A 25,991-nucleotide genomic window follows, 5' to 3' on the forward strand; every position below is an offset into this window, starting at 1 on the left:
GAACAAGAGCAGCTTCAAGAGCAGCCAATGTCCGCGAACCCGCCGGTCAGCGCCGGCGAACTCCTCAAGCACCCGCCATTCCTGTTCTTCCTGCTCTCGCGCAGCCTGTCGCGCTTTTCCAGCCAGATCGCGGCAGTCGCGATCGGCTGGCAAATCTACGATCTCACGGGTTCGGCCTTCGCGCTGGGCATGGTCGGGCTGGTGCAGTTCCTCCCCACAGCGCTTCTGGTGTTCGTCGCCGGCCACGCCGCCGACCGCTTCGAGCGCAAGCGCGTCGTCCAGCTCTGCCAACTCGCGGAAGCCGCGACCGCACTCTATCTCGCCGCGAGCACATATCTCGGTGCCATCGGCGAGGTGCAGATCTTCGTCGCAACTTTCGCGCTCGGCATCGCCGGCGCGTTCGAAAGTCCGACCACCGCGGCGCTGCTGCCGTTGATCGCGCCACAGGGCTCGCTCCAGCGTGCGACTGCAATTTCCAGCGGCGCGGCGCAGGTTGCGACCATCACCGGGCCGGCGCTCGGCGGGTTCGCCTACGCGGTCGCGCCGCACTTCGCCTATGTCGTGATGGTGCTGTTCTGGATTCTCGGCATGATCTTCACGGGCATGATCCAGCCGGGCCCGCAGGCCATCGCCAAGGATGACGGCGACGACGACATCTACGCGGGCGTCCGTTTCATCCGCTCCAATCCGGCGATCCTCGGCACGATCTCGCTCGACCTGTTCGCGGTGCTGTTTGGCGGCGTCACCGCGCTGTTGCCGATCTATGCCCGAGATATCCTTGAGGCGGGCCCTCTTGGTCTGGGCATCCTGCGCGCCGCGCCTGCGGTCGGTGCGCTCTTGATGACCATGGTGCTGGCGCGCCACGCCATTTCGCGCCACATCGGCATCAGGATGTTTCAGGCAGTGATCGTGTTCGGCATCGCCACCGTGGTGTTCGCGCTGTCGCAGTGGATGTGGCTGTCGGTGCTCGCGCTCGCGGTGCTGGGCGCCGCCGACACGATCAGCGTCGTGATCCGCTTCTCGCTGGTGCAACTCTCGACGCCCGACGAGATGCGTGGCCGCGTCGGCGCGGTCAACTTTCTCTTCATCAACGCCTCGAACCAGCTTGGCCAGTTCGAGAGCGGGCTCACCGCCGCGCTGTTCGGCGCGATGCCGGCCGCCGTGCTCGGCGGCATCGGCACCATCGCGGTGGCGCTGCTATGGATGAAGCTGTTCCCGAGCCTGCGCAGGGTGGAGCGACTGGAGTAGAATGATACCGCCACCCGGCGCTGCGCCTACTGTGCATGGGGTTGTTTTTCGGTTTTTGTAGTGCGGCGCTCCCCGCAGGCGGGGAGAGCAGGAGCAAAGAGTTAGCCGCGTCCCACGAACGGCATCTTGGTCGCCATGACCGTCATGAACAGCACGTTGGCGTCGAGCGGCAACCCGGCCATGTAGGCGACGGCATCGCCGACCGCCTTTGCGTCCATGCGCGGCTCGTGCTTCGTCGTGCCATCGGGCTGCAACACGCCGGGACCGTTGACCATGCGGTCGGTCATCGGGGTCGCGGCATTGCCGATGTCGACCTGGCCGACTGCGATGTCATAGGCGCGGCCGTCGAGGTTGGAAGCCCTGGTGAGGCCCGTGATGGCGTGCTTGGTCGAGGTGTAGGCGGCGGAGAACGGCCGCGGCGCGTGCGCGGAGATCGAGCCGTTGTTGATGATGCGGCCGCCGCGCGGATTCTGGTCCTTCATGATGCGGAAGGCGTGCTGGGTGCAGAGAAACGGGCCGGTGAGATTGGTGTTCACCACCGCCTGCCACTGCTCGAGGCTGAGATCCTCGAAATTCACCGGAGGCGCGCCCATGCCGGCATTGTTGAAGAGCACGTCGAGCCGGCCGTAAGTCTCCGAGACCTTGGCGAACAGCGCGGCGATCGAGCCGGGGTTGGTCATGTCGGCGGAGACGCAGAGGCTCTTTCCGGCTGGGCCCAGCTTTGCGGTCTCCTCGAGCATTTCGAGCCGGCGTCCGGCCAGCACCACGGTGAAGCCGGCGTTCATCAACGCCAGTGCGGCTGCGCGTCCGACACCGGTGCCGGCGCCGGTCACCACCGCGATCTTTTTCGCTTCGCTCATCGTTTCCTGCCTTTTCTTCTCTGTCAGGTTTTGGATTCTTTGTCGTTCTTGTAGGGCGGCCGCGGAATGTTCTGATGCGCGGCGCGCAAGGCCGCAGACCAGCGCGAGCGCAGGTCGTGGAAATAGGGCTCGCCCGCCTCGATGCGATGGTTGAGGTCGGCATCGCACGCATCGGTCCGCACCACCAGCACGTCGATTGGCAAGCCCACGCCGAGATTGGAGCGCATCGTCGAATCCATCGAGATCAGGCTGGTCTTCAGCGCCTCATAAAGCTCGATGTCGTAATGCATGGCGCGGTCGAGCACCGGCTTGCCGTATTTGTGCTCGCCGATCTGAAGATATGGCGTGTCGGTGGTGCACTCGATGAAGTTGCCGGCCGGATAGACCATGAACAGCCGCATCCGCGAGCCCTTGATCTGGCCGCCGAACAGGAACGACACGTCGAAATTGATGTCCTCGGCCTTGAGCGCAGCCGCCTCGGTCGAATGCACGGCGCGGATGGCGCGGCCGATGCGCTGCGCCGCCTGGAACATGGTCGGCGCGTTCATCAACGTCTCGACGTCGCCCGTGTCGGGGTCCTCGAGACCCTCGGTGAGCGTCGACAGCACCGACTGGCTGATCGCGAGATTGCCGGCGCTCGCAATCGCCATGATCCGCTCGCCGGGTTTTGAGAAGATGTGCAGCTTGCGGAAGGTCGAGACGTTGTCCAGCCCCGCATTGGTCCGGGTGTCGGCGATCATGACCAGACCTTCCCGAACCAGGATTCCGCAGCAATAGGTCATTTCCAGTCCCCGAACGCGAACAGTGGCGCAAGACTAGTAGCCAATTTCGCGTGGCCCTCCAACCCCATTTCCCCCGGCCGAGGGCCTCGTGAAACCTTCCCTTGGCGCATGCCGTACCAACCCGATAGAAGGCAAGGCGAGGGGACGAGGAGGGGGAGATGAGAAAGCTCGTGGTCAGCAGCCTGATCGCGGCTGCGCTGGGCATGACGAGCCCTAAAGCCATGGCGGGTCCATGGGAAGACGGCATGGCCGCCTACAATCGCGGCGACTACGTGCCGGCGATCCAGGTGTTCCGCGGCATGGCGAAGGCTGGCAACGCAAAGGCACAAGGCATGCTGGGCGCGATGTACCAGCGCGGGCAGGGTGTGGCGAAAAGCTCGGCGCACGCCTTCATGTGGCTGAGTCTGGCCGCCTCCCGTGGCGATGCCAAGGCCAAGGCGGAGCTCAAGACCGTCTCCGCGACGATGACGGCCGAAGACATGGCGCGCGCGGAAGAGATGATGCAGTCCTGCGAGACGTCGGACTACAGGAATTGCGAGTATTAGTCTCCCCGCCGTCATTCCGGGGCGCGGCAAAGCCGGAGCCCGGAATGACGAGCTAGATAACTACCCCTGCGACTGGCTCTGCCACTGCCCTGGACGTCCGGCCTGATCCACCTTCACCGCGACGCTCAGCGTCTCCGCGCCGCCGCCATAGCGGGTGCCGCGAACCGGTGCGGCGCCGAGATAGTCGAGCCCGATCGCGACGCGGACATGGGCATCGGTGGAGCAGATGCAGTTGGCGGGATCGAAGCCGACCCAGCCCAGATCAGGCACGAAGGCTTCTGCCCAGGCATGGCCGGCGTCCTGATGGACGGTGCCGTCGGAGCGCAGGAAATGGCCGGAGACGAAGCGCGCCGGCACGCCGGCGGTGCGGGCGCAGGCGATGAAGATGTGCGCGTAGTCCTGACAGACGCCGCGCTTGAGCGTGAACGCCTCGACCGCCGACGTGCCGCTGTTGGTCGGGTCCTCGTCGAACGTCATGTGCTCGCTGACCTCCGACATCAGCGCGTGCAGGAAACCGAGCGTGTCGCTCTCGGCTTCGCTGCGCAATTGGCGCGCAAAGCTCGCCATCGGAACATTGACTGCAGTGAGCTCGGTCGAGCGCAGGAACAGCCCCGACGGAAAGCGCTCGTCGGCGCCGCGCAGCACGCCGCCGGTGTCATGCGTCTCGATCAGGCCTTCGGCGCTGATCTTGATGTCGGCGACGGGACCGCAAGACAGCACATGGGTGACGTTGCCGAAGGCGTCCTCGTGCATGTCGAGCTTGGTGTCGGTGGAGACGTCGATCTGCCATTCCGCCACATATTGCCCGTCATGGCTGCCGGGCGTCATGCGCAGGATCTGGATCACGCTCGTCGCCGCCGGCTCGTAGCGATAGGTCGTGGTGTGCTGGATTCGCAGGCGCATGGTGTTTGATTCCGTCATTCCGGGGCGGTCCGCAGGACCGAGCCCGGAATCTCGAGATTCCGGGTTCGCGCCGCGGAATGACGAGGGCTGAGGTGGGTCCCTGTTCGGCTAGATCAAATACTGCTTCGTGACGATTTCGCCCAGCCTTGAATTGTCAGCGATGAATTCCTGAATGAATTCATGCACACCGTGCTGGAAAATGTCGTTCATGTTGGAGTGTTCCAGCCGGTTGCGAATGCCGCGGGCGTGACGCTGGGCCGCGCCCTGGCGACCATAGGCGACGCCGATCTGGTCGAGGTTGCGCACGAGATTGCCGTAGCAGCTCGCCAGCGACCGCGGCAGCGTGTCGTTGAGGATGAGGAGATCTGCGATCAGCCACGGTTTCAGCGTTTCGCGATAGACCCAGTGATAGGCGGTGAGTGCCGACACCGAGCGCAGGATCGAGCTCCACTGATAGAAGTCGAGCGGGCCGCCGACATGTTCCTCCTCAGGCAGCAGCACGTGGTACTTCACGTCGAGAATGCGCGCGGTGTTGTCGGCGCGTTCGAGATGAAGGCCGAGCCGCGAGAACCAGTAGGCGTCGTTGCGCAGCATGGTGCGGTAGGCCGAGCCGTCGAAGCGCAGCGAGGTCTCCTGCACGAAGCGCAGGAATTTTGCCAGATCCTCGCGCGTCGAAGCGCCCCTGCTCCAGACCGCCTGGAGCTCGATCCAGGCCGAGTTGATCGTGTCCCACATCTCGCTGGTGAGCGCGGTGCGCACCGAGCGCGAGTTCAGCCGCGCCGCCTCGATGCAATTCCTGATCGAGGATGGGTTGGTCGCCGAGAACGAAAGATAGTCGACGACGTTGTACTCGTTGGCCTCCTCATAGTTCTGATAGAAGTTCGCGGCGACGCCGGCGGTGAGCAGCGCCGAGTCCCATTCGTTGGTCTTGCCGACATAGGTGGCCGGCAGAGCGGTGACACGCAACGTCGCATCGATGGTGCGCGCGAGATACTCGGCACGCTCGACGTAACGTGCGAGCCAGTAGAGGTTTTCGGCGGTACGCGACAGCATTCTCTCTACTCGTCCAGTATCCAGGTGTCTTTGGTGCCGCCGCCCTGGCTCGAATTCACGACCAGAGAGCCTTCCTTCAGCGCCACGCGGGTAAGCCCGCCCGGCACGACTGTGGTGCGCTTGCTGCCCGTCAGCACGAAGGGCCGCAAGTCCACATGGCGCGGCGCAAGGCCGCTTGCGGTGCAGGTCGGGCAGGTCGACAGCGCCAGCGTCGGCTGCGCGATGAATCCTTCGGGCTCGCGCTTGAGCTTCTCGCGGAAGGCTTCGATGGTGGCTTTCGTCGCCGCGGGGCCGATCAGCATGCCGTAGCCGCCGGAGCCGTGCACCTCCTTGACGACGAGCTCGCTCAAATTGTCCAGCACGTAGGCGAGGTCCTTCGGCTCACGGCAGCGCCAGGTCGGCACGTTCTTCAGGATCGGCTCCTCGCCGAGGTAGAATTTCACGATGTCCGGCATGTAGGAGTAGATCGCCTTGTCGTCGGCAATCCCTGTTCCGACCGCGTTGGCGAGCGTGATGTTGCCGGCCGCATAGGCTGACATCAGCCCGGGCACGCCGAGCACGGAGTCGGGGCGGAAGGTGAGGGGATCGAGGAAGTCGTCATCGACGCGGCGATAGATCACGTCGACCCGTTTCAACCCTTCCGTCGTGCGCATGAACACTTCGTTGTTCTTGACGATGAGATCTCTGCCCTCGACGAGCTCGATGCCGAGCTTGTCGGCGAGGAAAGAGTGCTCGTAATAGGCGGAGTTGTAGACGCCGGGCGTGAGCAGGGCGACCGTCGGCTCGGCCGATGCGCCGAGTGGCGCGACGGAGCGCAAGGCCGCGAGCAGTTCGTCCGGATAGCGCTCGACCGGCGCAACCTTGTGGCGGGCGAACAGGTCCGGAAACAGCCGCATCATGATTTCGCGGTTTTCCAGCATGTAGGACACGCCGGACGGCGTGCGCGCATTATCCTCCAGCACGATGAAGTCATTGGCGTCGACCCGGACGATGTCGATGCCGGCGATGTGCACGTAGACGTCGTGCGGCACCTGCTGGCCGTTCATCTCGGGGCGGAACACCGGGTTGTGGAAGATCAGGTCGTCGGGCACGACCTCGGCCCGCAGGATATCGCGGCCATGATAGATGTCGCGCAGGAACATGTTCAGCGCGCGCACGCGCTGCTTGAGGCCCTTCTCCAGAAGCGCCCATTCCTTGCCCGACATGATCCTGGGGATCACGTCGAACGGGATCAGCCGCTCCGTGGACTCGGAATCCCCATAGACCGCAAAAGTGATGCCGATCCTGCGGAACAGCAGCTCCGCTTCCTGGCGGCGATATTCGAGCGCCTCGGGAGGCGTCTCCTTGAGCCAGCGTGCCAGCTCCTGATAGGCGGGGCGCAGGTCCCCGCCGGGAATGTTCATTTCGTCAAACGCGACTGCCATAGATCCCGACTGTTCTCCCCAGGCGTTGCGCCATTGCTCAGGTCGTATGGGCCTTGGTGAAGACCGCAACGTCCTGTGGCCATGCTTGCGAGAGTGCATGACTTACCCCGGTAGTAGCAAGGGCCGGGCCAGCGCGATAAGCATGGACTTCGAAGCACAGTCTCGGGGCATTTGCCGGGAATGACCGGAGAGGTGCCTGAAAAAATGGCTGAGGACTGCTTAATTCGGCAGCAAAACCGCGTGACTTCAACGCGTTACCTCGGCAAAGTCGGCGTTACAGGTGAGGGACAGGTTTATGAGCGAGATCGTCACGGCGGGCATTCTGGTTATTGGGGATGAGATTCTGTCCGGCCGGACCAAGGACAAGAATATCGGCTTCATCGCCGAATACCTGACCAATATCGGCATCGACCTGAAGGAGGTCCGGGTCGTCTCCGATGACGAGCCCGACATCATCGCGGCGTTGGATGCACTGCGGCATCGCTACACCTATGTCTTCACCACCGGCGGCATCGGGCCGACCCATGACGACATCACCGCCGACAGCGTGGCAAAGGCCTTCGGCGTCGGCATCGACCACCATCCCGAGGTGGTCGCCCGCTTCCGCGAGCGCTGGAGCGAGCAGGACCTCAACGAGGCCCGCTTGCGCATGGCCCGCATCCCCGACGGCGCCGAGCTGATCCAGAGTGCGACCATCCTCGCCCCCGGCTTCAAGATCGGCAATGTCATCGTGATGGCGGGCGTACCGTCGATCATGCAGGCAATGATGGACATTGTCTCGCCCAAGCTGAAGTCGGGCGTCCGCATGCTTTCCGAATCGGTCCGCGCCAATGCGCGGGAAGGCGACATCGGCGGTCCCTTGCGGACGATCGCCGGCGCCCATCCCGACACCATCATCGGCAGCTATCCCTTCATGGACGAGGAGCAGAAGCCGAACACCAATCTGGTGGTGCGTTCGCGCGATCCGGAGAAGCTGGCGGCAGCAATGGCGGCGGTGAAGGAAATGCTGGTAGGGTTGAACGTTAGCCGCTAGCAGAAGACGCTTGAGAGGAATGGAGACGACGATGGCCGAGGCACCGGAACTGAGTGCGCAGGAGCGGGCGGGCAAGGCCTTTCCGGTCTCGTGGGATCAGTTTCACCGGGACTGCCGGGCGCTGACCTGGCGCCTCAACGAGGTCGGCCCGTTCCATGCGGTCATCGCGATCACCCGCGGCGGCCTGGTGCCGGCCGCGATCGTGGCGCGCGAGCTCGGGGTGCGCGTGATCGACACCGTCTGCATCGCCAGCTACGACCACACCAAGCAGGGTGACCTTCAGGTGCTCAAGGGCATTTCGGAGGCGGCGATGAAGCTCGGCGGCGGCACCGGCAAGGGGCTTCTGATCGTCGACGACCTCGTCGACACCGGCAAGACCGGCAAGCTGGTCCGCGAAATGTTGCCGGAGGCGCATTTCGCCACCGTCTATGCCAAGCCCAAGGGCCGTCCGTTGGTCGACACTTTCATTACGGAAGTCTCCCAGGACACCTGGATCTTCTTCCCCTGGGACACAGCGTTGTCCTACCATCCGCCGCTCCGCGACGGAGCGGCGTAAGCCACGGGAGCTGACTACGATGGCCGGACGCGCGCGGTTGGCATGGTTCGGCTTCGTCGTCGCGTTCGCTGTGACACTGCTTGCGGCCGAAGCCCGATGCCAGGATCGGCAGACCTCGGCTCTCGACCCAGCCGTGATCGAGGACATCGTGATCGGCAGCCGCGTTCTCGCCGAGCTTGGCGTGCTCGACGGCTTCGGCCATGTCAGCGCCCGTGATCCCAAGAACCCCGATCACTTCCTGATGTCGCGCTCGCTGGCGCCGGCGCTCGTCACGGCTGACGACATCATGGAGTTCGATCTCGACGGCAATCCCGTGGATGCCAAGGGGCGCAGCGTCTTCCTGGAGCGCTTCATCCATAGCGAGATCTACAAGGCGCGGCCGGATGTGATGGCGGTGGTGCACACGCATTCGCCCGGCGTGATTCCGTTCACGATCAGCCAGGTTGCGCTGCGGCCGGTCTTCCACAACGCGGCGTTCCTTGCCGCGGGCGCGCCGGTCTGGGATATCCGGAAAGACTTCGGCGAGACCAACATGCTGGTCAGCAATTCGGCCATCGGCAAGGGACTGGCGCTCGCGCTCGCCGACAAGTCGGTGGTGCTGATGCGCGGCCATGGCGACGCAACCGTGGGACCATCCGTGAAAGTCGCGGTCTTCCGTGCCTACTACACCGACGTCAATGCGCGGCTGCAGTCGCAGGCCATCGCGCTTGGCGGCGAGGTGAATTATCTGACGGCAGCCGAGGGCGCCAAGGCCGACGCGATCAATCTGCAGGTTCTCGACCGTGTCTGGAACCTGTGGAAAATGCGCGTCACCGCGGCGCCACCAAAATAGTGCCGTTGCAAAACCGCGTCATGCCGACGGGTGAGATCATCGCCACCCCACATCGCGGCATGTTCACGGGCAACCGCGGCATCATCCACGATCCCGTGACGAAGACGCTGCTGAAAAAACGCTGGTCGACGCCGGCCTGGCTGACCTGCACGTGCGAATTTCGCGGCCGTCGCCGCGAGGTGATGGCGACGCAGAGCTGGACCGAGCTGTTCTTCCTGGACGAGGCCACCGCGCTCGCTGCCGGCCATCGTCCCTGCTTCTATTGCCGCCGCGACGATGCCAATCGGTTTCGGGCCGCATGGCAGAAAGGCAATCGCGTGCATGATGCCCGCATGCACGACATCGACTCGGTGCTGCACCACGAGCGGCTCGATCACGGTCAGAAACGACTGCACGCACTGCTGATGCCGCTCGACCAGCTTCCCGACGGCGCGATGGTGAGCCAAGGCGAGGAGAGTTTTCTGGTGACGCAGGGCAGGGTGCTCTTGTGGTCGCCGGCAGGCTATACCGACGTCGAGCGTCAACCCAGCGAAGCAATGCTGCTGACGCCACCGTCGACGCTGCGCACACTGCACGCCGGCTATCAGCCCGCGCTGCATCCGACCGCGTCGCCCTAGCGCAGCGGCCGCCCCTGTTCGTCCACGGTCATTCGCGCATCGCGCAGCGCCCATTCGCGGATCACCTGGCGGCAGCGGGCCAGCTCGGCATCGCTTGCCGCGCCGGTATCTTTCGCCGCGCGCTCCACCATCGCCTTGCAATTGACGAGCACAGAACGATCTTCGGCGTGCGCCGGCAGCGCAAGGGCTGCCAGCAACGCGACGCTGCAGGCAAGCCGCATCAACCCAGCCTCTCGCGCGCCAGCGCAGCGCCGGCGCCGAGCGCCATCAGCTTGGCTTCCGCGATCTCCCGTCGCATCGGCGCCATGCCGCAATTGGTGGTGGCGATGATGTTGCTCTTGGGCACGAATTTCGACACCGCGTCGATCACCTGAACGACGTCGTCGGCCGTCTCGACCGTGTCGCTGGCGACATCGATCACGCCGGCCTGAACGATTTTGCGCTTCAGAAGTGCGAGCAGATCGAGCGGCACCTTGGAATTGCGGCATTCGATCGCAACCTGCTGGATCGAGCTCGCATCGATTGCCGGAAAGATCTGCTCATACTGCCGCCATTGGCTGCCCAGCGTCTCCTTCCAGTCGGTGTTGGCCTTGATGCCGTAGCCGTAGCAGATGTGCACGGCGGTCGTGCAGGTGAGGCCCTCGGCGGCGCGCTCCAGCGCCTTGATGCCCCAATCGTTGACCTCGTCCATGTAGACGTTGAAGGCGGGCTCATCAAACTGGATGAGATCGACGCCGTCGGCCTGCAGTGCCTTGGCCTCCGCGTTCAGGAGATCGGCGAAAGCAAAGGCCATCTTCACCCGATCGCCGTAGTAGCGATCGGCGATAGTGTCGATGATGGTCATCGGGCCGGGCAGGGTGAATTTCAGCTTCTTCTTCGTATGCGTCCGCGCCACGCGCGCCTCGAAGGCGTGGACGCGATCTTTGAGCTGCAAAGGCGCGACCACCTGCGGCACCATTGCCTTATAACGATCCTTTCGAATTCCCATCTCGACCTTGTGCGCGAAGTCGATGCCCTCGATCTTCTCGAGAAAACCGTGCACGAAATGCTGCCGCGCCTGCTCGCCCTCGGTGACGATGTCGATGCCGGCGTCTTCCTGGATCTTCAGCCAGATCAGCGTCGCGTCGCGCTTGGCGCGCAGGAGCTCGTCGTCCTTCGACTTCCAGGGCGCCCAGAGCATGTTCGGCTCTGCGAGCCATTCCGGTTTCGGCAAGGAGCCGGCGATGGTGGTTGGAAACAGCATGGCGCCCTCCGCGTCTGATGTCATTGCGCACCTTCCTGCCATGTCTTAACGTCGAGGTACAGAACAACAAAAGTCGCCCCATATTCCGGCGATCAGGAAACCCCATGATCGAATTCTTCTTCGACTGCTCCAGCCCCTGGACCTATCTTGCCTTCCACAACATCCAGCCGCTCGCAAAGGAACTCGGGGTCGAGATCTCCTGGCGGCCGATCCTGGTCGGCGGGATCTTCAACAGCGTCAACCCCAGCGTCTATGCGCAGCGCGAAAAGCCGGTGCCGCTAAAGGCGCGCTACATGCGGAAGGACCTCGACGACTGGGCGCGCTCCGCGGGGCTCGCGATCAAGATGCCGCCGACGGTGTTTCCGGTGAACAGCGTGAAGGCGATGCGCGGCTGCATCTGGCTCGGCAAAGACATGTTACCGTTCGCGACATCGGTGTTCGAAGCCTATTGGGGTGCGGACAAGGATATCTCGCAGGACGCCGTGCTCGCAGACATCTGCAAGATGGTCGGTGTCGACCCGCAAAAATTCTTCGCCGGGATTTCCGAGCAGGGCATCAAGGACCAACTCAAGGCCAATACGGAAGAGGTCGTCGCGCGCGGTGGCTTCGGCTCGCCGACCATCTTTCTCGACAAGACCGACATGTATTTCGGCAATGACCGGCTGCCTCTGATCCGCGAGGCGCTGCTTCGCCGCAAGGCGAGTGCGGCCTGATGGTGCGGGCCGTGGTCTGCCGTGAGCTCGGCCCGCCCGAAAGCTTGCGGCTCGAAGCCTTCCCGTCGCGGCCGCTTGGGGAAGGCGAGGTGCGGGTCGCGATCCGCGCCGCCGGGCTCAACTTTCCGGATATTCTGATGGCGGCCGGCGAATATCAGCTCAAGCCAGAATTGCCGTTCACGCCGGGCGTGGAGGCTGCGGGCGATGTGATCGAGGTCGATGCTGCGGCGCGCGGCGTTGCGGTGGGCGACAGGGTCATCGTGAAGATGCGCTACGGTGCGTATGCCGATGAGGCAGTCGTGGCGGACTCGCAGCTGGTACCGATGCCGTCGACCTTCGACTACGCGGAAGGTGCGACCTTCCTGGCCGGCCACGGCACCGCCTATCACGCGCTGATCGATCGCGGCCGGCTCCAATCCGGTGAAGTCCTGCTGGTGCATGGCGCCGGAGGCGGTGTTGGACTTGCGGCGGTTGAAATAGGCAAGTTGCTGTGTGCGACGGTGATTGCCTGCGCCTCTTCGGAGGAGAAGCTTGAAATCGCGAAAGCAAAAGGTGCCGATCATCTGCTGCTCTATTCACGGGAGCCGTTCCGCGATGCCGTCAAGCGCATCACCGGCGGCCGCGGCGCCGACGTGGTGTTCGATCCCGTCGGCGGCGAGGTGTTTGAGAACTCGATGCGATGCATCGCCTGGGGCGCGCGGCTCCTGGTGATCGGCTTCACCGGCGGCATCGGCTCGGCGAAGACAAATCTGCTGCTGATCAAGGGCGCGAGCGTTCTGGGCGTGCGCGCCGGCGAAGCGGTACGCAAGAATCCGGCGCTGGGCGAGGTGCGCCTGAAGGCGCTGCTCGCATGGGCCGAGGAGGGCAAGCTGCGTCCCAACGTTTCGCATCGCTTGCCGCTGGCGGATTATGCGAAGGCGATGCGGCTCCTGATCGATCGCAAGGCGATCGGGCGCGTGGCACTGGTGATGGATTGACGCTCTCGCAGGGTGGGCAAAGACGCTCTCGCGCCGTGCCCACCATCTCTCAACGATTTCGACAGAAGAGGTGGGCACGCTTCGCTTTGCCCACCCTACGATCTCGAGCCACGATCACCTCGGGAAGCATCCGTTCTGCAGGAATGCGATGGTCGCAGCGATCGCCTCCTGATTTCGCATCAGCAACGGATGCGAGGCGTGCACCACCATGTGGTCGGCCATGCCGTCGACCGTGGTGTTCGCGACGGCGACGCGCCCGTCATGGGGGCGCGCCAGCAAGGCGCCCCCCACCGGATCGATCGAGCGGTCACCGGCGATAATGCCGAGGGGATAGTTGATTGGCGGCAGCAGCGCCGCGGTCGCTACGTCGCGATGCGTGCCGAGCTGCTGTCCAGCGGGGCCGAAGAAGGCGCGGTAGGGGAAAGAGCCCATCAGGCGATCGGCGATCTCGCTGCCGCCATTGGGCGTACCCAGCATCACGACGCGCCCGAGATTGCGCGTCCGGTGCCGCCCGAGATAGACGCGCGCCAGGAGGCCGCCCATGGAGTGGCAGACGAAATGCACGGAGCCGTTCACCGAGCCGACAAATGATTCGATCGCGGGATGAATGTCGTCCGCGAGCTCTTGAAGCGCCTTGCGACGGCTGGCGTAGTCGAGGTTGAGCGTTGCGTAGCCGGCGCGCCCGATCGCAATTTCCATCTTGCGAAACGAGCGCGCCGTCCGGCTGATGCCGTGCAGGAGGACGACGCCGTCTTGCGGCTTCGTCAGCTCCAGGCTCACTTGTACTCGCGCTCCGTCCACCACGGAAAATAGTCGGGCATGTCGCTCGACACCTTGTTCTTGAATTGCGCGGGACGCTTTTCCAGGAACGACATTACGCCTTCCTTGACGTCGTCGGAGCGGCCGCGGGTATAGATGCCGCGGCTGTCGACCTTGTGGGCTTCCATCGGATCGTCGGCGCCCATCATGCGCCACATCATCTGGCGGATCAGCGCGATCGACACCGGCGCGGTCTTGGCTGCAATCTCCTTGGCGAGCGCGCGCGCGGTCGGCAGGAGGTCATCCGGCGGCACCACCTTGCTTACCAGCCGTCCGGCGAGCGCCTCCTGCGCCGGGAAGACGCGGCCGGTGTAGCACCATTCCAGCGCCTGCGAGATGCCGACGAGGCGCGGCAGGAACCAGCTCGACGCCGCCTCCGGCACGATGCCGCGCTGGGAGAATACGAAGCCGAAGCGCGCCGCCTCCGAGGCGATGCGGATGTCCATCGCAAGCTGCATGGTGACGCCGATGCCGACTGCAGGCCCGTTCACGGCGGCGATCACGGGTTTCAGGCTCTTGAAGATGCGCAGCGTCACCTGGCCGCCGCCATCGCGCACCTGCGGATCGCTGTAGTCGACCTGGCCGTTCGCAAGCCGCTTCACCGGTCCGCGCCGCGCGTCGCGGTCAAAGGTGTCGGCGCCGGAGGAGAGATCGGCGCCGGCGCAGAAGGCGCGGCCTTCGCCAGTGACGATGATGGCGCGGACGTTGTCGTCCTTGTCGGCGGCGTCGAACGCCTCGATCAGCTCGGCCTGCATTTTCGCGTTGAAGGCGTTGAGCTTCTCCGGCCGGTTCAGCGTGATGGTGAGGATCTCGTCGGCGACCTCGTATTTGATCGTCTCATACGCCATGGTGGCTTCCTTCCCTCGTTTTTTGTCTGATACCTAGCACGTCATTCCGGGGCGATGCGAAGCATCGAACCCGGAATCTGGAGATGTGACGCGAGATTCCGGGGTCGCGCTGACGCGCGCCCCGGAATGACGGAAGAGTTATTTCTTCGGCGGCGACGGCCAGGGCCTCCGCGCACCGCGCAGGCCTTCGAACGCCTTGGCCAGGCCGAGCACGCCGATGTCGTCGAAGCGGCGACCGACGATCTGCACGCCGATCGGAAAACCCTCGGCGTCGAAGCCGCCGTTGATGGATATCGCCGGGTTCTCCGACATATTCCATGGCACGGTATAGCAGATGTGCTCGAACGGCTTCATCGGATCGTTGGTGGGCGAGGCGAGCTCCGCCGGGAAATTCACGTTCGGCGCGGTCGGCGAGATCACATAATCGAGCTCGCAGAACAGTTTTGCGGCGGCGGCGCGGATCGCCATGGTCTGGTTGAAGCCGCGGATCACCTCGACGCCGGAGAGTTTTGCGCCGGACTCGCCCCATTTGAAGATGTAGGGCAGCACCTTGGCTTGCTCGGCAGGCGTGAGCTTCGCAAGATCGTCCCACATCCGCGCGCGCCAGAAATTGTCGAGACCATCGAGCATCTCGCGCGTCAAAATGCCGTCGACCTCGGTGACGACGGCGCCGGCGGATTCGAAGGCCTTGGCGGCTTTCACCGCGACGTCGCGCACCGGCTTCTCCAGCGGCAGGCCGACGCCGAGATCGAGCATCAGGCCGATGCGCAGCTTGCGCGGCGACTTCTCGAGCGCCTTCCAGTTGATGGTGTTGGCCGGCAGGCTCATGCCGTCGCGGCGATCCGGCTTTGCGATCACGCTCATCATCAGCGCGCAATCGTCGACGGTGCGGGTCATTGGCCCTGCGACGCGACCGACATAGGTCGGATCGATCGGCACGCGGCCAAAACTCGGCTTCAATCCGACGAGGCCGCACCAGCCCGCTGGCAGCCTCACCGAGCCGCCGATATCGGTGCCGAGATGCAGGGGGCCGTAACCGGCCGCAGCAGCGGCGCCGGCACCTGCGCTCGAACCGCCGGGATTTTTCGAAAGGTCCCAGGGATTGCGGGCCAGCGCATGGAAGCTGGATAGACCCGACGACAGCATGCCGTAATCGGGCATGGTGGTCTTGGCGAAGATGATCGCGCCGGCTTCGCGCAGGCGGGCAGCCGGCGGGGCGTCCTTCGCCGCCGGCACGAGCTTCGAGCTCGCCGCGCCCAGCGGCACCGGCACGCCCCTGGTCGCGATATTGTCCTTCACCGTCACCGGCACGCCATCGAGCGGACCGGACGGTTCGCCGCCGGACCAGCGCGCGGTCGAGGTCTTTGCGGCCTCGCGCGCGCCATCGGGATCGAAGGCGTAGAGCGCCTTGAGATGCGGCTCCCATGCGGCGACATGCGCGAGCACGTCGTCCAGCACCTCGCTCGGCGAGAACTGCCTGGCCTTGTAGCCCGCGATCAGATCGACCGCGGACAGATCGTGCAGCGAGGTGACCTTCTCTTCGGCGCGCAGCTTATGCATGGCCACCGACCGGCATGCGCTGCTCGATGATGCGGGCGAACATGCTGGCGCCGATCGGCAGGATCTTGTCGTCGAGCACATAGCCCGGATTGTGCACGGGCACCGAGCCATCATGGCCGACCCAGAAATAGGCGCCGGGAATGGTCTGCAGCATGTCCGCGAAATCCTCGCTGCCCATCTTCGGCTGGGTTCGGGTGATCACCTTGGCGGGGTCGACGACGGTGCGCGCGACCTCCTCGACGACCTTGGACTGCTCGACCTGGTTCACCAGCACGCCAAAGGCATCGCGGATGTCGGCCTCGATCTCGACCTGGAAAGCGCTGGCGACACCGGCGCAGATCGTGCGCATGCGCTCGCGGATCAGCGCGCGCACTTCATCGGAGAAGGCGCGCACCGTGCCGCAGAGATGCGCTTCGCCGGGGATGACGTTGTAGGCGGAGCCGGCATGGATCTGGGTGATCGACACGACGGCCGCCTGGAGCGGCTCGACGTTGCGGCTGACGATGGTTTGAATGGCCTGCGCCAGCGTGGTTGCGATCACCACGGCGTCCTTGGAGCGCTCCGGCATCGCGCCATGTGCGCCATAGCCGTTGATGCGAAGGTCGAAGAAGTCGGCGCCGGCCATTGCGGGTCCCGGCAGGATCGCGACCTCGCCGAGATTGAGGTCCGGCGCATTGTGCAGCCCGTAGAGCTCGTCGCACGGAAACTTTTCGAACAATCCGTCCTTGATCATGGCGCGCGCGCCGCCGAGGCCTTCCTCGGCCGGCTGGAAGATCAGATGCACCGTGCCGTCGAAATTCCGCGTCTCGGCGAGATAGCGCGCAGTGCCGAGCAGCATGGTGGTGTGGCCGTCATGGCCGCAGCCGTGGAAGCGGCCGGGAATGGTGGAGCGCCATTTCAGATTGGTATTCTCTTCCATGGGTAGCGCGTCCATGTCGGCGCGCAGGCCAATGCGCTTTGCACCGGTGCCTTTGCCCTTGATGACGCCGATCACGCCGGTGCCGCCGAGCCCGCGATGCACCTCGATGCCCCAGCTCTTCAGCTTGTCCGCGACGATGCCGGAGGTGCGGACCTCCTCGAAGCCGATCTCGGGATGGGCGTGGAGATCGCGGCGGATGGCAGTGAGTTCGTCGGCATAGCCGTCGATGCGGTCGATGGTGGGCATTTTGTGCTTAATTCCTTAGCGTGATGGAGGCCTGAAAACGGGGCCGTTCGGCTTGATGCGGATTCCCGCGCGCAGGCGTGTCCAGGGCAGCGAGGCGGTATCCGCCGGCATCGCGCCCGGTGCGGCGCAGATCAGGAGTTTTGCGGCGATCGGCTCGAAGTCGGCGCGGAAGTGCACCGAGCTCTTGTTGACGAGGATTTGTTGCTCGGTCGGCTCGATGCCGACATAGCGGTACATCGCCTGGTCCGCGAGCTGCGCCTTGTGCGAGCTGACGACCACGCGGACCTCGCCGATGCGAAGGCAGGCGGAGGGGCCCATCTCCATCTCACGGCCACCATAATAGGGGCCCGGCGCGATGAAGCGGCCGTCGGACAGTTTTTCGACGACGAATGTCTCTCGATAGGGCTCGTCGCCGGGAATGCCCGACTTGCCGCCGAGCGACAGTGCCACGGTCGCGCCGACGCCGGCCGCATGCGCGGCCTTGGCGGAGACCGGATCATAGATCACGCCGGTCGCCGCACTCGCTTTGTTGCGCACCAGCGCGCGCAGCATGCCCGTGGTGTCGGAATCGCCGCCGGCGCCGGGATTGTCCTGGGTGTCGGCGATGATGATCGGCTTGCTCGCGCTCTTTGCAAGCTCCATGGCATGGCGCACGCCTTCGTCCGGCGAAAAGATCTTGCCGTCGAAATCGTCCTCATGACTTTCGATCAGTTTGACGATTGCGTCCGCTGCGCGGTCGGCATCGGCCTGGGTCTGGCCGTAGGCGAACACGCTTGGCCCGCAATCGCGGAAATCGGCGGCAGGGAAGCCGGGCGCAAAGGATAGCGTCAGCACCGCATCGCTTTCGAGCGTGGCGAGCTTTTCGTAGATGCTCTTGGTGGGCTGGTCGTTGGTGCACTGCCAGCTGATCGGGATCAGGAACGGCACCTGGCGGAACGCCTTGGCGAGGCGCTGCCTGGTCTTCAGGAGCAGCGCGAGGTGCCTGGCGCAGGCGCGGCCCGTGTCGGCCATGTCGACATGCGGATAGGTGCGGTAGGCGATCAGCGCATCAGCGTGCGCGACCATCTGCGGAGTAACATTGGCGTGCAGGTCGAGGCTGGCGACGAGGGGAACATTCGAACCGATGACGCGGCGCACGCGCGCGAGAATCTCGCCTTCGCCGTCGTCGAGATGCTCGGTGACCATCGCGCCGTGCAGGTCGAGATAGACCGCATCGAGCGGGCCGGCAGCTTTGATGCCGTCGACCATCACATTCACGATCTGCTCGAAGGCATCCTTCGTGACATGCGCCGAGGGGCTCGCACCACAGGCGATAGTGGGGATGAGTTCCCAGCCATTGGCCTCAGCCGCGTCGACGAAACCGGCGAGACCGACATTGATGCGCCGCATCACCTTCAAGACATCGGCGCCTTGCGTCATCGCCGGCCAGCCCCCGCCATGCTGGAAGTCCGCGAACGTCGCCTTCGTCGGAGCGAAGGTGTTTGTCTCGTGCAGGAAGCCGCCGACGGCGATACGGGTCATTCAATTCTGGTCCAACGCAAATGATGCGCGCGACGTTACCCGCCTTTGCGGCAAGAGCAAGCAAGGCAGACAATCGCGCCGCGCATGGCGTCAAGCCGTTTTGGGAATGGTGCGACACGTCACTGTCAGAGGGAGGGAAGTGCGCGACCACACCTTCCGTGTCGTCCTGGCGAAAGCCAGGACCCATTACCCCGAGTGGGTTTTGCCGGAAAACGATGTGGCCCCTAGTCGTCGCAAAACTGTCGACGGTGGTAATGGGTCCTGGCTTTCGCCAGGACGACATTGGGGAAGATCCTAAGCGCTCGCCGCCGCGCTTTCCACCGGCCGGAAATTGGCAAAATCCCAGCCGCGGCCCGGCGCCGCATCAAGCAGGGACTTGGTGTAGGCTTCCTTCGGATGCGTCAGCACCTCGGCCGCCGGGCCCTGTTCGACGACGCGGCCGTGCTGCATCACGACGACCTCGTCGCAGATCTGCGCTGCGACACGCAAATCGTGGGTGATGAACAGGATCGCGATACCGAGCCGCTTCTGGATCTCGTCAAGAAGTTCCAGCACCTGTGCCTGCACGGAGACGTCGAGTGCGGAGACCGCTTCGTCCGCGACCAGCACGTCGGGATCGAGCGCGAGCGCGCGCGCAATGGCGATGCGCTGGCGCTGGCCGCCCGAAAACTGATGCGGATAGCGCGACACGGCATCCGCAGGCAGGCCGACCAGCTCCAAAAGCTCACGCGCCCGTTTCAGCGCATCGGCGCGCGCGACGCCGTAATTGATCGGGCCTTCCGCAATGCTCTCGCCGACGCTGACGCGCGGGTTGAGCGAGCGGTAGGGATCCTGGAACACGATCTGGATTTTCTGGCGATGCGGCTGGAGCAGCCGCCGCGACAGGTCGGAGATTTCGCGGCCCGCGAGGCGCACGCCGCCCGAGGTCGGATCGATCAGGCGAACGATGCAGCGTGCAACCGTCGACTTGCCCGAGCCGCTTTCGCCGACGATGCCGAGCGTGCGGCCCTTGCGCAAGGTGAGGGTGACCTTGTCGGCAGCGACCACCTCGCGGCCTTTGCCGAAGAAGGTGCGCTCGCGATAGACCTTGCCGAGGTCGTTGGCCTCCAGCACGATCGGTTCCTTGGTCTCCGGGCGCGCTGCGCGCGGCACCAGGCTCGGAACCGAGGCGAGCAGGTTGCGGCTGTATTCCATCGTGGGATTGCGCAGCACGGAATCGAGCGTGCCGGTCTCGACCAGACGACCCTGCCGCATCACCGCAACGCGGTCGGCGATCTCGGCGACGACGCCCATGTCGTGGGTGATGAACAGCACGGCGGTGCCGTGATCGCGCTGGAGGTCGCGGATCAGGGTGAGGATCTGTTTCTGCGTCGTGACGTCGAGCGCGGTGGTCGGCTCGTCGGCGATGAGCAGTTTCGGCTCCAGCACCAGCGCCATCGCGATCATGATGCGCTGGCGCTGGCCGCCGGAGAGGCGGTGCGGATAGGAGGCGAAGATGCGCTCGACCTGCGGCAGCCGAACCTGTTCCATCATCTCCAGGATGCGCTTGCGCCGGGCCTTCGCGTCGAGATTGGTGTGGGCGCGCAGGACCTCGTCGATCTGACGGCCGACAGGAACGACCGGATTGAGCGCGGTCATCGGCTCCTGGAAGATCATCGCCATCTGCGTGGCGCGCAACTGCCGCAGGCGGCGGTCGGTCGCGGTCAGGAGTTCCTCGCCGACCAGCTTGACGCTGCCGCCGGTGGGTGTCAGCGAGCCCTTCTGCAACAGGCCCATCACGGTGAGCGAGGTCACCGACTTGCCGGAGCCGCTTTCGCCGACGAGGCACAGCGTCTCGCGCTCGCGGACCTGGATCGAAATGCCGTCGATGATCTTCGGTCCATTCGGCGCCTTGCCGATGGAGACGGTGAGATTGTTGATGTCGAGGACGGTGTTGGTCATGCAGCAAAACTCTCCGCCGTCATTCCACATTGCGCGATTGCGCAATGGAGGCGCGCGTCAGCGCGAGCCCGGAATCCATCGAGCCCCGATACGCGTGGTGAAATGGATTTCGGGCTCGCGACTTCGTCGCGCCCCGGAATGACGAAATGGGTGATCCTCACTTGCCCTCCCGCTGCTTCATGCGGGGGTCGAGTGCGTCGCGGGCGGCATCGCCGATCAGATTGATGCTGAGGATCGCGAGCGAGAGCAACAGGCCCGGCCAGAAGATCAGCGATGGCTTGATCTGGAAGAACTGACGTCCTTCGGCCATGATGTTGCCCCAGGTCGGTGTCTCCGGCGAGATACCGGCGCCGAGGAAGGAGAGGATGGCCTCGGTGAGGATCGCCGAGGCGCAGACGTAGGTGCCTTGCACGATCAGGGGCGCGATCGTGTTCGGCATCAGGTGGCGCCACATGATCTTCGGCAGTGACGAGCCGACCGAAATCGCCGCTTCCACGTAAGGCTCTTCGCGCGCCGACAGGACGACGGAGCGTACCAGGCGCGCCACGCGCGGAATCTCGGGAATGGTGATCGCGACCAGCACGGTCCAGATGCTGGCGCCCGACAGCGAGACGACGGCGATCGCGAGCAGGATGCTCGGCATCGCCATCAGACCGTCCATGACGCGCATCAGGATGGAGTCAACCAGCTTGAAGAAGCCGGCGACGAGGCCGATCGCCAGCCCAATGGCGATCGAGAGAGCGGCCGAGCCGATGCCGATCAGCAGTGAGACGCGGCCGCCATAGATCACGCGCGACAACAGATCGCGCCCGAAGGCGTCGGTGCCGAGCAGGAATTGCGCCGAGGCCGGCTTCAGCCGCTGCGAGGGCGCGAGCAGGACCGGATCATGCGGCGCGATCAGCGGCGCGAGGATCGAGATCAGCGCGATCAGCGCGAGGCAGATCGTCGCGGCCGCGATGATCGGCGTCGACGTGAGGAATCCGAACCGCGGCCGCAGTGGCGAGGTGATCGGGATGGACGATCGGGGGAGAGTATCAACCGACATGCTTGAGCCTCAATACCTGATCCGCGGATCAAGGAGCGTGTAGGCGACGTCGATCAGGAGATTGACGACGACATAGATCAGCGACGTCAGCAGGATCATGGCCTGGATCACCGGATAGTCGCGCGCCAGCACCGCATCGACCGTGAGACGGCCGATGCCGGGAATGTTGAACACGCTTTCGGTGACGACGACGCCGGAGATCAGAAGCGCAAAGCCGGTGCCGATCACGGTGATCACGGGCACGGCGGCATTGCGCAGCGCATGCCGCATCATGACCGCGACCTCGCTGATGCCCTTGGCGCGCGCGGTGCGGACGTAGTCTTCGCCGAGCACGTCGAGCATTGCCGCGCGCGTCATGCGCGCGATCAGCGCGATATAGATGAAGGAGAGTGCGCAGGTCGGAAGGATGATGCGCTCGAAGAACGGTCCGAAGCCGGCGGTGATGCTCTTGAAGCCCTGCACCGGCACCCAGCGCAGGTCGATGGCGAAAATCTCGATCAGGACATAGCCGACCACGAACACCGGCACGGAGAAGCCGAGCACGGACAGGCCCATCACGAAGCGGTCGATCCAGGTGCCGTGCTTCCACGCCGCGATCACGCCGAGCGGCACCGCGACGACGACGGCGAGGATGATGGTGGAGAGCGCGATCGAGATCGACGGCTCGACGCGCTGGCCGATCATCTTCAGGACCGGCAGGTTCGAGATCAGCGATGTCCCGAGATCGCCGTGCAGCAGCTTGTTGATCCAGGTGATGAACTGCACGATGAGCGGCTCGTTGAGGCCGAGCGAGGCGCGAATGCGCTCGAGCCGCTCGGGCGTCGCGTTATCGCCGGCGAGGATCGCGGCGGGATCGCCCGGGGTGAGCCGGAGCAGGAGGAAGACGAACAGCGCCACCACGCCCATCACGGGGACGGCGGCGAGGATTCTGCGAACGAGATATCCGAGCAAGTTGGATCCGTCAGATTAGAGTCAAACCGGCGAGGCGCCCTTCGGCAGGTTGCCACCAACCTAACGTTTCAGCAATTCCCATGCCATTGCGGCCGTCGTTTTTGCGGTGCAGCCAACATGCTTTGCGAGCGCGGTTCTTCTCGATGTCATTCCGGGCGTGCGAAGCGCGACCCGGAATCTCGAGAGTCCGGGTTCGATGCTTCGCATCGCCCCGGAATGACGGTGCCATACATCAAGCCAGCGTCGCGAGCAGCCCCGCCATCAATCGGCCGCGCTCGGCGAGGCTGTCGATCTCGATGTGCTCGTCGAGCGTGTGGGCGTTGGCGCCGCGCACGCCCAGGCCGTCGAGCGTCGCGATGCCCATCGCCCCGGTGAAATTGCCGTCGGAGCCGCCGCCGGCGCTGGCATGTGGCAGCTCGACGCCGAGCTCGCGGGCAATCCCGCGCGCTTTCTCGTAGAGCGCCATGGTGCCGGCGTCGGGTTCCCAGACCGGCCGCGTGACGCCGCGCGTCACCTTGAAGCTGACATCATTGGTTGTGCCCGACAGCGCCAGCATCTTCTCGACGCCACGGTCGAGGTCGGCCTGGCGCTTGGCCATGGAGAGCGCCTCGCCGGTGCAGGTGGTGGCAACGCAATTGACCCACTGCCCGCCATGCACGATGCCGACCGAGAAGGTGCAATCATCCGTGGTCATCGCGTCGATCACGAGAATCTGCCTGGCCATTTCCTGTATCGCGGAACGACCCGAGGAAAGCGTCGCACCTGCGTGGCTCGGCCGCCCCGTTGCCTCGAGATTGAAGCGCGCGATCGCGTAGCGCCCGGTGACGACGCCGTTGTCGGGCCGGCCGGGCTCCGGCACCAGCACGTATTTGTTGCGCGCGGCCTCGGCCTCGATGATGTCGCGGGTCGATGGCGTGCCGACTTCCTCGTCGGGCGTGAACAGCACCGTGATCGGCAGCGGCGTTACGAAGGAGGCGCGGGCCAATTGCCTGATAGCCTCGAGCGAGAGGTAGTTGCCGCCCTTCATGTCGAAGATCCCGGGGCCATAGCATTTGTTGCCCTCGCGCCGCCATCTCAGCTTCTCGATGGTGTCGACGGGATGCACGGTGTCCATGTGCCCGGCGATCAGGATGCCGGGCTCGCCTTGCTTCGGATGCGGAAAGCGTGCGCGCACGGCGCCGCCAAAACCCTGCCGTCCGACGATGCGCTCGATCGTCGCACCCATGATCGCCATGTCACGCGCGGCGAGGTCGAGCATGCGGTTCACGGCAACCGCGTCCCAGGTCGGGCTTTCGCATTCGACCCATGCGCGCAGCCCCTGCAGCATGGCCTCGGAGTCAAAGGGAAGATTGGCTGGATTCATGGGCGGCCTCTTGAGGCTTCACACGCGCGGAACGTGCATTGCTTTGCAGTCAGGAAACGATCGGCGGGATGCGTTGTATAGCGAAACGCGCAAGGACGGAGCCCTTGTACGCGCCTGCATCGGCATGCAGCGAAAGCGGATTGACGCCTTCGATGCGCTCTGCAAGTCTCTAAAAATAAAGGCATTGCATGAGGTTGGTTCGCCCAAGGAACGATCCGCATGCTCAACCAATAACCTGCCTTTGACCAGTTTCACGTCAGGAGAAACTTCGATGTTCCACTTCTTGCGCCGGGGACGCAGCGCGATCGTCTCCAAACTCGCGCTGTCGGTCGTTGCGCTCACCGCACTGGCCTCGCCGGTCCTTGCCGCCGGAAAGACCATCACGGCCGTGATGCACTCCGACCTCAGAATCATCGATCCGATCTTCACGACGGCCTACATCACGCGCGACCATGGCTACATGGTTTACGACACGTTGATCGCGACCGATTCGAATTTCAAGATCCAGCCGCAGATGGCGGACTGGAAGATCTCCGACGACAAGCTCACCTACACCTTCACGCTGCGCGACGGCCTGAAGTGGCATGACGGCACGCCCGTGACGGCCGAAGACTGCGTCGCCTCGCTGCGGCGCTGGGCCAAGGTCGACGGCATGGGCCAGAAGCTGATGGACTTCACCGCCAGCCTGGAAGCGACCGACGCCAAGACGATCACGCTGAAGCTGAAGGAGCCGTACGGCCTCGTGCTCGACTCCATCGGCAAGCCGTCCTCGCGCGTCGCCTTCATGATGCCCAAGCGCCTCGCCGAAACGCCACCGGACAAGCAGATTCCCGAGCAGATCGGCTCCGGCCCCTTCAAGTTCGTGCAGGCTGAATTCCAGCCGGGCGTGAAGGCCGTCTACGAGAAGAACAAGGACTATGTGCCGCGCAAGGAGCCGTCGAGCTGGACGGCTGGCGGCAAGGTCGTGAAGGTCGACCGCGTCGAGTGGGTTACGATGCCGGACTCGCAGACCGCGGTGAACGCGCTGCAATCGGGCGACATCGATTTCATGGAGAACGTTCCATGGGACATGCTGCCGGTGCTCGAGGCCAACAGCGATCTGAAGATCGAGGTGCTGAACAAGTTCGGCTACCAGACGCTCGGCCGCATGAACTTCCTCTATCCACCCTTCGACAATCCGAAGGTGCGGCGCGCAGCACTGCTGGCGATGAGCCAGAAGGACGTGCTCGACGCGCTGGTCGGCAATCCCAAATACTACAAGGTGTGCGGTGCATTCTTCATCTGCGACACGCCGTTCGCGACCGACGTCGGCTCCGAGACGCTGGTCAAGGGCGGGGGCCTGGCGGAAGCCAAGAAGGCGCTCGCCGAGTCCGGCTATGACGGCACGCCTGTGGTGATCATGGCGCCTGGCGACGTGATCACGCTGAAGGCGCAGCCGATCGTGGCGGCGCAGCAGCTCCGCGAGGCCGGCTTCAAGGTCGATCTCCAGGCGACCGACTGGCAGACCGTGGTGAGCCGCCGCGCCAGCCAGAAGCCGCCGAAGGAGGGCGGCTGGAACATGTTCTTCACCAACTGGGTGTCTGCCGACGTCTCCAACCCGATCGCCAATCTCTCGATCGGCGGGCTGGGCAAGAATGGTGGCTGGTTTGGCTGGGCGGAGGACGCGAAGATCGAGCAACTTAAGGACGCTTTCGTGCGCGCGCCCTCGCTCGACGAGCAGAAGAAGATCGCCACCGAGATACAGAAGGAAGCCTATGATCAGGTGATCTACGTCCCGCTCGGGCAGTACCTGGCGCCGAGCTCCTGGCGCAAGTCGCTCACCGGCGTGCTCGACGGCCCGGCGACGCCGGTGTGGTGGAACGTGGACAAGTCCGAATAGGCGTCACGCCGCAAAGTGGTATCGTGATGGTCGGGACCGAGCGTCCCGGCCATTTTCGTCTGTGTGGCAAGAGCCGCGCTTTTAACTGTTCCAGCTTCCGATCATTGCTATTT

25 protein-coding genes are annotated in these 25,991 nt (G+C 64.5%); 9 read left to right on the top strand and 16 right to left on the bottom strand.

Annotated features, from left to right (window positions below; all coding sequences use genetic code 11):
* The first annotated feature begins 27 nt into the window (after positions 1 to 27).
* On the top strand, positions 28 to 1,248 hold the full coding sequence (locus tag SO156_RS08455) for an MFS transporter (protein WP_458145453.1): 1,221 nt from the start codon (positions 28 to 30) through the stop codon (positions 1,246 to 1,248).
* 101 nt (positions 1,249 to 1,349) lie between these two features.
* Here SO156_RS08455 and SO156_RS08460 read toward each other — a convergent pair whose 3' ends face one another.
* Complete coding sequence (locus tag SO156_RS08460; RefSeq protein WP_458145454.1) at positions 1,350 to 2,108, bottom strand: SDR family oxidoreductase; 759 nt, start codon at positions 2,106 to 2,108, stop codon at positions 1,350 to 1,352.
* Between the two features lie 23 nt (positions 2,109 to 2,131).
* Positions 2,132 to 2,890, bottom strand: a complete 759-nt coding sequence (locus tag SO156_RS08465) for a proteasome-type protease (protein WP_458145455.1) — start codon at positions 2,888 to 2,890, stop codon at positions 2,132 to 2,134.
* 158 nt (positions 2,891 to 3,048) lie between these two features.
* On the opposite strand from SO156_RS08465, the gene SO156_RS08470 reads away from it, so the two are divergent.
* Positions 3,049 to 3,435 (top strand): hypothetical protein, encoded by a 387-nt coding sequence (locus SO156_RS08470; protein WP_498534467.1) that lies wholly within the window; start codon positions 3,049 to 3,051, stop codon positions 3,433 to 3,435.
* 60 nt (positions 3,436 to 3,495) lie between these two features.
* Here SO156_RS08470 and SO156_RS08475 read toward each other — a convergent pair whose 3' ends face one another.
* The 3 genes from SO156_RS08475 to SO156_RS08485 form a co-directional block, all read right to left on the bottom strand.
* The gene (locus tag SO156_RS08475) at positions 3,496 to 4,338 is read right to left on the bottom strand and encodes a transglutaminase family protein (protein WP_458145457.1); all 843 of its coding nucleotides are present in this window, start codon (positions 4,336 to 4,338) and stop codon (positions 3,496 to 3,498) included.
* 108 nt (positions 4,339 to 4,446) lie between these two features.
* Positions 4,447 to 5,391, bottom strand: coding sequence for an alpha-E domain-containing protein (locus SO156_RS08480; protein ID WP_458145458.1), 945 nt, complete (start codon positions 5,389 to 5,391; stop codon positions 4,447 to 4,449).
* Between the two features lie 5 nt (positions 5,392 to 5,396).
* Positions 5,397 to 6,815, bottom strand: a complete 1,419-nt coding sequence (locus SO156_RS08485; protein WP_458145459.1) for a circularly permuted type 2 ATP-grasp protein — start codon at positions 6,813 to 6,815, stop codon at positions 5,397 to 5,399.
* A 295-nt stretch (positions 6,816 to 7,110) separates the two neighbouring features.
* Between SO156_RS08485 and SO156_RS08490 the strand changes: the two genes are divergently transcribed.
* From SO156_RS08490 to SO156_RS08505, 4 genes are read left to right on the top strand one after another with little or no spacing between them, the layout of a single operon-like run.
* On the top strand, positions 7,111 to 7,848 hold the full coding sequence (locus SO156_RS08490; RefSeq protein WP_498534468.1) for a competence/damage-inducible protein A: 738 nt from the start codon (positions 7,111 to 7,113) through the stop codon (positions 7,846 to 7,848).
* A gap of 31 nt (positions 7,849 to 7,879) precedes the next feature.
* Positions 7,880 to 8,404: a xanthine phosphoribosyltransferase gene (gpt, locus tag SO156_RS08495; protein WP_458145461.1), complete on the top strand. Its 525-nt coding sequence runs from the start codon at positions 7,880 to 7,882 to the stop codon at positions 8,402 to 8,404.
* Between the two features lie 19 nt (positions 8,405 to 8,423).
* On the top strand, positions 8,424 to 9,236 hold the full coding sequence (locus tag SO156_RS08500; protein ID WP_498534469.1) for a class II aldolase/adducin family protein: 813 nt from the start codon (positions 8,424 to 8,426) through the stop codon (positions 9,234 to 9,236).
* Positions 9,236 to 9,853: a hypothetical protein gene (locus SO156_RS08505; RefSeq protein ID WP_498534470.1), complete on the top strand. Its 618-nt coding sequence runs from the start codon at positions 9,236 to 9,238 to the stop codon at positions 9,851 to 9,853. The genes SO156_RS08500 and SO156_RS08505 overlap by 1 nt, the downstream gene beginning before the upstream one ends.
* Here SO156_RS08505 and SO156_RS08510 read toward each other — a convergent pair.
* On the bottom strand, positions 9,850 to 10,074 hold the full coding sequence (locus SO156_RS08510) for a hypothetical protein (RefSeq protein WP_498534512.1): 225 nt from the start codon (positions 10,072 to 10,074) through the stop codon (positions 9,850 to 9,852). The genes SO156_RS08505 and SO156_RS08510 overlap by 4 nt on opposite strands.
* On the bottom strand, positions 10,074 to 11,096 hold the full coding sequence (locus SO156_RS08515; RefSeq protein WP_498534513.1) for a methionine synthase: 1,023 nt from the start codon (positions 11,094 to 11,096) through the stop codon (positions 10,074 to 10,076). The genes SO156_RS08510 and SO156_RS08515 overlap by 1 nt, the downstream gene beginning before the upstream one ends.
* 104 nt (positions 11,097 to 11,200) lie before the next feature.
* On the opposite strand from SO156_RS08515, the gene SO156_RS08520 reads away from it, so the two are divergent.
* Positions 11,201 to 11,809 (top strand): 2-hydroxychromene-2-carboxylate isomerase, encoded by a 609-nt coding sequence (locus tag SO156_RS08520; RefSeq protein WP_498534471.1) that lies wholly within the window; start codon positions 11,201 to 11,203, stop codon positions 11,807 to 11,809.
* Positions 11,809 to 12,786: an NADPH:quinone oxidoreductase family protein gene (locus SO156_RS08525; protein ID WP_498534472.1), complete on the top strand. Its 978-nt coding sequence runs from the start codon at positions 11,809 to 11,811 to the stop codon at positions 12,784 to 12,786. Before SO156_RS08520 ends, SO156_RS08525 begins: the two co-directional genes overlap by 1 nt.
* 114 nt (positions 12,787 to 12,900) lie before the next feature.
* On the opposite strand, the gene SO156_RS08530 is transcribed toward SO156_RS08525, so the two are convergent.
* The 9 genes from SO156_RS08530 to SO156_RS08570 form a co-directional block, all read right to left on the bottom strand.
* A complete protein-coding gene (locus SO156_RS08530; protein WP_498534473.1) occupies positions 12,901 to 13,566 on the bottom strand; it encodes an alpha/beta fold hydrolase in 666 nt (221 codons plus the stop codon).
* On the bottom strand, positions 13,563 to 14,453 hold the full coding sequence (locus tag SO156_RS08535) for a crotonase/enoyl-CoA hydratase family protein (RefSeq protein WP_498534474.1): 891 nt from the start codon (positions 14,451 to 14,453) through the stop codon (positions 13,563 to 13,565). Before SO156_RS08535 ends, SO156_RS08530 begins: the two co-directional genes overlap by 4 nt.
* Positions 14,454 to 14,591: 138 nt before the next feature.
* On the bottom strand, positions 14,592 to 16,013 hold the full coding sequence (locus tag SO156_RS08540) for an amidase (protein ID WP_498534475.1): 1,422 nt from the start codon (positions 16,011 to 16,013) through the stop codon (positions 14,592 to 14,594).
* Complete coding sequence (locus tag SO156_RS08545) at positions 16,006 to 17,178, bottom strand: M20 aminoacylase family protein (protein WP_458145471.1); 1,173 nt, start codon at positions 17,176 to 17,178, stop codon at positions 16,006 to 16,008. The genes SO156_RS08540 and SO156_RS08545 overlap by 8 nt, the downstream gene beginning before the upstream one ends.
* 15 nt (positions 17,179 to 17,193) lie before the next feature.
* The gene (locus SO156_RS08550; RefSeq protein ID WP_498534476.1) at positions 17,194 to 18,699 is read right to left on the bottom strand and encodes a M81 family metallopeptidase; all 1,506 of its coding nucleotides are present in this window, start codon (positions 18,697 to 18,699) and stop codon (positions 17,194 to 17,196) included.
* A gap of 294 nt (positions 18,700 to 18,993) precedes the next feature.
* On the bottom strand, positions 18,994 to 20,640 hold the full coding sequence (locus SO156_RS08555) for an ABC transporter ATP-binding protein (protein WP_498534477.1): 1,647 nt from the start codon (positions 20,638 to 20,640) through the stop codon (positions 18,994 to 18,996).
* A gap of 157 nt (positions 20,641 to 20,797) precedes the next feature.
* The gene (locus tag SO156_RS08560; RefSeq protein WP_498534478.1) at positions 20,798 to 21,685 is read right to left on the bottom strand and encodes an ABC transporter permease; all 888 of its coding nucleotides are present in this window, start codon (positions 21,683 to 21,685) and stop codon (positions 20,798 to 20,800) included.
* Positions 21,686 to 21,694: 9 nt separating this feature from the next.
* Entirely contained in the window at positions 21,695 to 22,636 is a 942-nt protein-coding gene (locus SO156_RS08565) for an ABC transporter permease (protein ID WP_027526424.1), read from the bottom strand.
* A 232-nt stretch (positions 22,637 to 22,868) separates the two neighbouring features.
* Positions 22,869 to 23,999 (bottom strand): M20/M25/M40 family metallo-hydrolase, encoded by a 1,131-nt coding sequence (locus tag SO156_RS08570; protein WP_498534479.1) that lies wholly within the window; start codon positions 23,997 to 23,999, stop codon positions 22,869 to 22,871.
* 271 nt (positions 24,000 to 24,270) lie between these two features.
* Here SO156_RS08570 and SO156_RS08575 point away from each other — a divergent pair, with 271 nt between their 5' ends.
* Positions 24,271 to 25,878, top strand: a complete 1,608-nt coding sequence (locus SO156_RS08575; RefSeq protein ID WP_458145476.1) for an ABC transporter substrate-binding protein — start codon at positions 24,271 to 24,273, stop codon at positions 25,876 to 25,878.
* The last annotated feature ends 113 nt before the right edge of the window (positions 25,879 to 25,991 follow it).

This window comes from Bradyrhizobium sp. UFLA05-125, from assembly GCF_059803515.1.

Coding starts and splice junctions, on each gene's coding strand:
- SO156_RS08550 (WP_498534476.1), bottom strand. CDS start 18,699: ATGACCCGTATCGCCGTCGGCGGCTTCCTGCACGAGACAAACACCTTC.
- SO156_RS08545 (WP_458145471.1), bottom strand. CDS start 17,178: ATGCCCACCATCGACCGCATCGACGGCTATGCCGACGAACTCACTGCC.
- SO156_RS08500 (WP_498534469.1), top strand. CDS start 8,424: ATGGCCGGACGCGCGCGGTTGGCATGGTTCGGCTTCGTCGTCGCGTTC.
- SO156_RS08475 (WP_458145457.1), bottom strand. CDS start 4,338: ATGCGCCTGCGAATCCAGCACACCACGACCTATCGCTACGAGCCGGCG.
- SO156_RS08520 (WP_498534471.1), top strand. CDS start 11,201: ATGATCGAATTCTTCTTCGACTGCTCCAGCCCCTGGACCTATCTTGCC.
- SO156_RS08560 (WP_498534478.1), bottom strand. CDS start 21,685: ATGTCGGTTGATACTCTCCCCCGATCGTCCATCCCGATCACCTCGCCA.
- SO156_RS08470 (WP_498534467.1), top strand. CDS start 3,049: ATGAGAAAGCTCGTGGTCAGCAGCCTGATCGCGGCTGCGCTGGGCATG.
- SO156_RS08465 (WP_458145455.1), bottom strand. CDS start 2,890: ATGACCTATTGCTGCGGAATCCTGGTTCGGGAAGGTCTGGTCATGATC.
- SO156_RS08485 (WP_458145459.1), bottom strand. CDS start 6,815: ATGGCAGTCGCGTTTGACGAAATGAACATTCCCGGCGGGGACCTGCGC.
- SO156_RS08455 (WP_458145453.1), top strand. CDS start 28: ATGTCCGCGAACCCGCCGGTCAGCGCCGGCGAACTCCTCAAGCACCCG.
- SO156_RS08540 (WP_498534475.1), bottom strand. CDS start 16,013: ATGCATAAGCTGCGCGCCGAAGAGAAGGTCACCTCGCTGCACGATCTG.
- SO156_RS08535 (WP_498534474.1), bottom strand. CDS start 14,453: ATGGCGTATGAGACGATCAAATACGAGGTCGCCGACGAGATCCTCACC.
- SO156_RS08575 (WP_458145476.1), top strand. CDS start 24,271: ATGTTCCACTTCTTGCGCCGGGGACGCAGCGCGATCGTCTCCAAACTC.
- SO156_RS08570 (WP_498534479.1), bottom strand. CDS start 23,999: ATGAATCCAGCCAATCTTCCCTTTGACTCCGAGGCCATGCTGCAGGGG.
- SO156_RS08460 (WP_458145454.1), bottom strand. CDS start 2,108: ATGAGCGAAGCGAAAAAGATCGCGGTGGTGACCGGCGCCGGCACCGGT.
- gpt (WP_458145461.1), top strand. CDS start 7,880: ATGGCCGAGGCACCGGAACTGAGTGCGCAGGAGCGGGCGGGCAAGGCC.
- SO156_RS08525 (WP_498534472.1), top strand. CDS start 11,809: ATGGTGCGGGCCGTGGTCTGCCGTGAGCTCGGCCCGCCCGAAAGCTTG.
- SO156_RS08515 (WP_498534513.1), bottom strand. CDS start 11,096: ATGCTGTTTCCAACCACCATCGCCGGCTCCTTGCCGAAACCGGAATGG.
- SO156_RS08490 (WP_498534468.1), top strand. CDS start 7,111: ATGAGCGAGATCGTCACGGCGGGCATTCTGGTTATTGGGGATGAGATT.
- SO156_RS08480 (WP_458145458.1), bottom strand. CDS start 5,391: ATGCTGTCGCGTACCGCCGAAAACCTCTACTGGCTCGCACGTTACGTC.
- SO156_RS08555 (WP_498534477.1), bottom strand. CDS start 20,640: ATGACCAACACCGTCCTCGACATCAACAATCTCACCGTCTCCATCGGC.
- SO156_RS08510 (WP_498534512.1), bottom strand. CDS start 10,074: ATGCGGCTTGCCTGCAGCGTCGCGTTGCTGGCAGCCCTTGCGCTGCCG.